This is a genomic window from Promicromonospora sp. NPDC060204 (genome assembly GCF_042728455.1).
GTDB lineage: Bacteria > Actinomycetota > Actinomycetes > Actinomycetales > Cellulomonadaceae > Promicromonospora.
Window position 1 is genome coordinate 1 of record NZ_JBHWZO010000325.1, and the last position, 6,166, is coordinate 6,166.

5 protein-coding genes are annotated in these 6,166 nt (G+C 72.0%); 3 read left to right on the top strand and 2 right to left on the bottom strand.

What is annotated here, in order from left to right; genetic code table 11:
- Positions 1-62: 62 nt before the first annotated feature.
- Together ACFWEJ_RS26190 and ACFWEJ_RS26195 are read right to left on the bottom strand one after the other, a co-directional pair.
- Positions 63-1,808: an ABC transporter ATP-binding protein gene (locus ACFWEJ_RS26190; RefSeq protein WP_377232104.1), complete on the bottom strand. Its 1,746-nt coding sequence runs from the start codon at positions 1,806-1,808 to the stop codon at positions 63-65.
- Positions 1,805-3,676 (bottom strand): ABC transporter ATP-binding protein, encoded by a 1,872-nt coding sequence (locus ACFWEJ_RS26195; protein ID WP_377232105.1) that lies wholly within the window; start codon positions 3,674-3,676, stop codon positions 1,805-1,807. Before ACFWEJ_RS26195 ends, ACFWEJ_RS26190 begins: the two co-directional genes overlap by 4 nt.
- A gap of 63 nt (positions 3,677-3,739) precedes the next feature.
- Here ACFWEJ_RS26195 and ACFWEJ_RS26200 point away from each other — a divergent pair, with 63 nt between their 5' ends.
- The 3 genes from ACFWEJ_RS26200 to ACFWEJ_RS26210 all read left to right on the top strand — a co-directional run bounded on the left by ACFWEJ_RS26200 (position 3,740) and on the right by ACFWEJ_RS26210 (position 6,122).
- Positions 3,740-4,147 carry a DUF3817 domain-containing protein gene (locus ACFWEJ_RS26200; RefSeq protein ID WP_357481381.1) on the top strand — a complete coding sequence of 136 codons (408 nt, stop codon included), beginning with the start codon at positions 3,740-3,742 and terminating at the stop codon, positions 4,145-4,147.
- Positions 4,148-4,167: 20 nt separating this feature from the next.
- Positions 4,168-4,848, top strand: coding sequence for a YceI family protein (locus ACFWEJ_RS26205; protein ID WP_377232106.1), 681 nt, complete (start codon positions 4,168-4,170; stop codon positions 4,846-4,848).
- A 92-nt stretch (positions 4,849-4,940) separates the two neighbouring features.
- Entirely contained in the window at positions 4,941-6,122 is a 1,182-nt protein-coding gene (locus tag ACFWEJ_RS26210; protein WP_377232107.1) for a MalY/PatB family protein, read from the top strand.
- The last annotated feature ends 44 nt before the right edge of the window (positions 6,123-6,166 follow it).

Consider the following 6,166-nt stretch of genomic DNA (forward strand, 5'->3'; position numbering starts at 1 on the left):
GCTGGGTATTTGCGCTCTTCGCGGCTCGGAAGGCGCAAATACCCAGCACTCAACGGAGGGGTTTATTCGTGCTGCCAGCTGTGCCAGAGGCTGGCGTACTCGCCGTTCGCCGCGACCAGCTCGTCGTGCGGGCCGATCTCCGTGATGCGGCCGCCGTCGAGCACCGCCACCCGGTCGGCGTCGTGCGCCGTGTGCAGCCGGTGGGCGATCGCCACGACCGTGCGCCCGTCGAGCACCGCGTTGAGCGAGCGCTCCAGGTGCCGGGCCGCACGCGGGTCCAGCAGGGAGGTCGCCTCGTCGAGCACCAGCGTGTGCGGGTCGAGCAGCACGAGCCGCGCGAGCGCGATCTGCTGCGCCTGCGCCGGCGTGAGCTTGTACCCGCCGGAGCCGACCTCGGTGGCCAGTCCCTCGTCGAGCGCCTCCACCCAGCCGTGCGCGTCGACGGCGCGCAGCGCGTCCATCAGCTCGGCGTCGTCGGCCTCGATCTTGGCGAGCCGCAGGTTGTCCGCCAGCGACCCCACGAACACGTGGTGCTCCTGGGTCACGAGCGCGACGTGCTTGCGCAGGTCCTCCAGCGGCAGGTCCACCAGCGGCACGCCGCCGACCTCGACCCGGCCGCCCGTGGGCGGGTGGATGCCGGCCAGCATGCGGCCGAGGGTCGACTTTCCGGAGCCGGACGGCCCCACGATCGCCAGCCGCTCCCCCACCTTCAGGTCGAGGTCGATGCCGTGCAGCACGTCCGTGCCCGCGCGGTAGGCGTAGCGGACGTCGGTGCCGCGCACCTCCTCGTCGTCGGGCTCGGCGTCACCCGCCGTGCGGTCCGCCGGAACGAGCCGGACACCGATGATGCGGGACAGGGACGTCGCGGCCACCTGGATCTCGTCCAGCCAGAAGATGAGCTCCCACACGGGACCCTGGAGCTGGTAGGTGTACATGACGATCGTGGCCACCATGCCGATGGTCACCACGTTCTCGGAGGCCAGGTAGACGCCCCACACGAGCACCGCGAGCGGCGCGACCATGAACGCGAAGTCCACGCCCGGGAACAGCACGGTGCGCAGGTTGAGCGTCCCGCGCTCGGCCTGGAAGGCCTCGTGCAGGTCCTCGTCACCCCGGTCGGTGCGCCGGCGTCCGATCTTGAGCGCGTCGATCGTGCGCGCACCCTCGACGGACTCGGTGACGGTGCCGTCGAGCAGTGCGTACGCCGCGGACTCGCGCTGGTAGGCGGGCGCGGCCCGCTTCAGGTACCAGCGCGCGACCGCGACGAGCACCGGCACGCCGACGAACATCGCGATCGCGACCAGGGGCGAGACCACGAGGCTGACCACCGACGTCAGCACGAGCGTCACCACGGCGATGACCAGCCGCGGCACGCCGAACCGCACGGCGTTCTGGATGCGGCTGACGTCGCGGGTGGTGCGCGCGATGAGGTCGCCGGTCCCCGCGGTCTCGACCGTGGACAGCGGCAGGGCCGTGACGGTCTCGACGAACTCCTCGCGCATGTCGGCGAACACCGTCTCGCCGAAGACCATGGCGCGGCGCTGCGCAAACCGGGTGATCAGCGACTGCAGCACCACGGCCGCGACGGCGGCGAGCACCAGGTTGCGCGCCACCTCGATCGTGGTGCCGTCGGTGACGGCGTCGACCAGCTTGCCCAGCACGAACGGCCCGGCCAGGCCGGCGATCGCGGCCACCGTGTTGGCCACGGTGATGATGATCAGCGGCCTGCGGTGCCGGCCGAGCAGCGAGCGCGTGTACCGCCAGGTCTCGGCGGCGTCGGCGATCGGCAGGATCTTTCCCGTGCTCATGCCTTGCCTCCTTCCCCTGCGTTGGTGGTGCCTGCGTTGGTGCTGCCTGCGTTCGTGCCGCCCAGCAGCTCGTCGAGCTCGGCGTCCAGGTCGTCGTCCAGCGAGCGGCCGACCACCCGCCGGTAGCGGGCCGCCTCGCGTCCGCCCGGCGCGTTCGTGGGCAGGTCCAGCAGCTCGCGGTGCGTGCCGTGCGTGACCACGGCACCGTCGTCCAGGAAGATCACGTCGTCCACGTGGTCCAGGACCAGCGGGCTCGCGGTGACGATCAGGGTGGTCCGGCCCCGGCGCCACTCGGTGAGCCGCTGCGCGATCCGCGCCTCGGTGTGGGCGTCGACCGCGGACGTGGGCTCGATGAGCACCAGCACCTCCGGGTCGGTGAGCAGCGCCCGCGCGAGCGCCACGCGCTGCCGCTGGCCGCCCGACAGCGAGCGCCCCTTCTCGGGGATCTCGCCCTCGATGCCGTCCGGCAGGGACTCCAGCACGTCGTGCGCGTCGGCGATGTGCATGGCCCGCAGCAGCGCCTCGGCGTTCGCCGAGTCGCGCACGTCGAGCTCACCGGCGAGGCGGCCGGAGAACAGGGCCGGGGTCGCGTCCGCGACCACGATCCGCTCCCGCAGCTCCGCCTTGTCGAGGTCGGCCAGCCGGACGCCGCCGAGCGTGACCGGGGTGGCGGTCTCCGCGTCGTCGTCGAACCGGCCCATCCGGATCGCGACCTGCGCCGACTCGTCCGGGTCCGCGCTGACCAGCGCGACGACCCGGCCGGGCCGGAGCGTGACACCCGTGGTCTCGTCGACCAGCGGCACACCGGCGGGCGGCATGTCGGCGGTCGACGCCTCGGCGCCGGTGGCGGGCACGACCTGCAGCACCTTGACCACCTTGCCCGCCGCGACGTGGGCCTTGGTGACCACGTTGACCGACTGCACCAGCAGGTGCACCGGCCACGACAGGAAGGACGCGTACCCGTAGAACGCGACCAGCTGGCCCGTGGAGATGTGCCCCGCGATGGCTTCCGCCGCGCCGAGGTAGACCACCAGCGCGATGAACAGCCCCGGCAGCAGCACCTGCAGGGCGTCGAGGATCGACTGGGTGCCTGCGACCGCGACGCCCGCCTGCCGGACCTTCTGCGACTGGTCCTGGTAGCGGCCGGTGAAGACCTTCTCGCCGCCGATACCGCGCAGGATGCGCAGGCCGGAGACGGTGTCCGCGCCGAGCGTGGTGAGCCGGCCCTGCGCGTCGCGCTGGTTCTTCTGGTGCTTCTGGAGCGGCTTGACCAGCAGGGCGAGGATCGCCGCCACGACCGGCAGGCCCAGCGCGATGACCAGCCCCAGCTTGAGCGACTGGTTCAGCATCAGCACCACCACGATGCCGTAGGTGGCGACGCTGCCGATGGTCTGGGCCGCGATGCCGAAGACCTCGCCGATGCGCATGGTGTCGTTCGCGACCGAGGACACCACCTCGCCGGTGGGCAGCTCCTTGGTGATGTTGTGCCCCGACCGGGCCACCGTGCGCGTCACGAGCTGTGACGTACGGAACGCGGCGTGCATCCACGCGGTGATGTCCCACCGGTGGCCGATCGCGTTCGAGGCGATCCAGACGATGCCGACGCCCATCATGACGGCCGCCCACGTCCACGTGGTGCGGTCGAGCCCGGAGGCGGAGGCGCTGTCGATGATGCGGCCCAGCAGGAACGGCTGGAAGGCGCTGCAGGTGAACGAGAGCACGCCGAAGAACATCGCCACGAGCAGCACGCGGAGCTGCTTCCGGGCGAGCCACAGGAGCAGGGTGAGCGGACCGCGCAGCGGCGGGGTGCCGGGATCGGCAAAGGGGAGGGGGCGCACGACAACCACCGTACGGAGCGCCACTGACATTGATCCACGCTTTATCCACAGGGTGCGGATGGCACCCCCGCGGACGGCATATCCTCGTTGGTTGTGAGCACCCCTCAGACCACTCCCGAGATCTCCGCCGAGGCGGCGGCCACCGCGATCCGCAAGGCCCGCGGCGCGATGTCCCGCTACCGCTTCATGGCTCTGGTCACCGGTGTCATGCTGCTGATCCTCTGCGTCGAGCTGGGCATCAAGTACGGCCTCGGCGCGCTGACCGACGTGGACGGCGTCATGCCGTTCATCGCGTGGGTGCCGTTCGCGCACGGCTGGATCTACGTGGTGTACCTGGTCACGGTCGCCGACCTGTGGTCCAAGATGCGCTGGGGCTTCGGCCGCCTGGTCACCATGGTGATCGCGGGCGTGATCCCGGTGATGTCGTTCGTCCTGGAGAAGAAGGTGCACGCCGAGGCCGAGGCGAAGCTCGCCACGCTCGAGGCGCGCTACCTCTCCTGACCGCGTGGGAGCGTAGAGCCATGGGCCGGAAGATCGTCGTAGCGCTGGGCGTGCTCGTCGTCGTGGTGGGCCTCGGGTTCCTCGCCACGCGCATCTACGCGGGACTGCAGACGGGCGGCGACGTGCCCGCGCCCGCCGTCGGCTCGTCCGCGCCCGCGGCGACCACGGACCCCGCCGACCTCGACGGCGACTGGACCGTGGCCGACGGCTCCGAGGCCGGGTACCGCCTGAACGAGGTACTGTCCGGCCAGGACGTCACCGTCGTCGGCCGTACCCCGCAGGTGACGGGCTCCGGCACCGTGGCCGACGGCGAGCTCACCGCCGCGTCCGTCGAGGTCGACCTCGCGAGCATCACCACCGACGAGTCCGCCCGGGACGGCCAGTTCCAGGGCATCCTCGACACCCGCACCTACCCCACGGCGACCTTCGAGCTCACCGACCCCGTGGACATCACGGCGGTGGCCGACGGCGGGACCGTCACGGTCGACGCGCCCGGGACGATGACCATCAAGGGCGTCACCCACGAGGTCACCGCGGGCCTGGAGATCCGGCTGGCGGACGACGGCGGCGACGTCGTCGCCGAGCTCGCCGCGACCGTGCCGGTCACGTTCGCGGACTACGGCGTCGAGGCCCCCGACCTGGGCTTCGTGACGGTGGAGGACGACGGGTTCGTCGAGGCCGAGCTGACACTCACGCACTGACCGCGGGGCCCCGGCGACCAACCGCCGGACCGCCCCATTTCGGGCTCTGGTCACCCGGACGACGCCCACGCCGCACCTGCTTCAATGCGAGCGTGAACGCCCACCCCTTCGACGCCCTCACCGCCGACCGCCTCCGGGCGAACGGCAGCCTCAAGTGGACGGCCTTTCCCGGCACGATCGGGGCCTGGGTCGCGGAGATGGACTTCCCGACCGCCCCGCCGATCGCCGCCGCGCTGCACGACGCCGTGGACCGCAGCCTGCTCGGCTACCTCCCGCCCGCCCTGGTGACCGGCATGTCCGAGGCGTACGCGGGCTTCGCTGCCGACCGCTACTCCTGGGCTGTCGACCCGGCGCGGGTGCGGCCCGTCTCCGACGTGCTCACCGCGCTGGACGAGGTCATCAAGCACTTCTCCCGGCCCGGGTCGCCGGTGATCGTGCCCACGCCGTCGTACATGCCGTTCCACACCCTGCCGGGCGAGCTGGGCCGCAAGGTGCTCCAGGTGCCGATGGCGCGCGACGCCGACGGCCGGTACTCCTACGACCTCGACGCTCTGGACGCCGCGTTCGCCGCGGGCGGGCACCTGATGATCCTGTGCAACCCGCACAACCCGATCGGCCGGGTGCTCGACCCCGCCGAGATGCTGGCCGTGGCCGAGGTCGTCGACCGGAACGGCGGCCGCGTCTTCGCCGACGAGATCCACGCGCCGCTGGTCCACCCCGGCCGCCGCCACGTCCCGTACGCCTCGCTGAACGAGACCACGGCGGGCCACACCGTCACGGCCACGTCCGCGTCGAAGGCCTGGAACCTGGCGGGTCTCAAGTGCGCACAGCTCGTCCTGTCCAACGACGCCGACGTGCGGCTCTGGGACCAGGTCGGCGAGCGCGTCGAGGAGGGCGCGTCGACCCTCGGCATCCTGGCCAACCAGGTCGCGTACACCGAGGGCCGGGACTGGCTGGACGACGTCCTCGGCTATCTGCAGGGCAACGTCACGCGGCTGGGCGAGCTGCTGGACGGGAGCGGCATCGGCTACCGCGCGCCCGAGGGCACGTACCTGACCTGGCTGGACTGCCGTGGCCTCGACCTGCCGGGCGCGGACCTGCCGGGCGCGCCCGCGAGCGCCGCCGCCTGGTTCCAGAAACATGCGGGCGTCGTCCTGGTCGACGGCGCGGAGTGCGGCGACGCCGGCCGCGGCTTCGTGCGGTTCAACGCGGGCATGCCGCGCCCGCTCGTCGAAGAGGCGGCCCGGCGGATGGTGGCGGCCCTGAACGGCTGACGCCCCTCACCTTTGAGGCCCGGGTTTCTTCGCTCTCAGGAGTC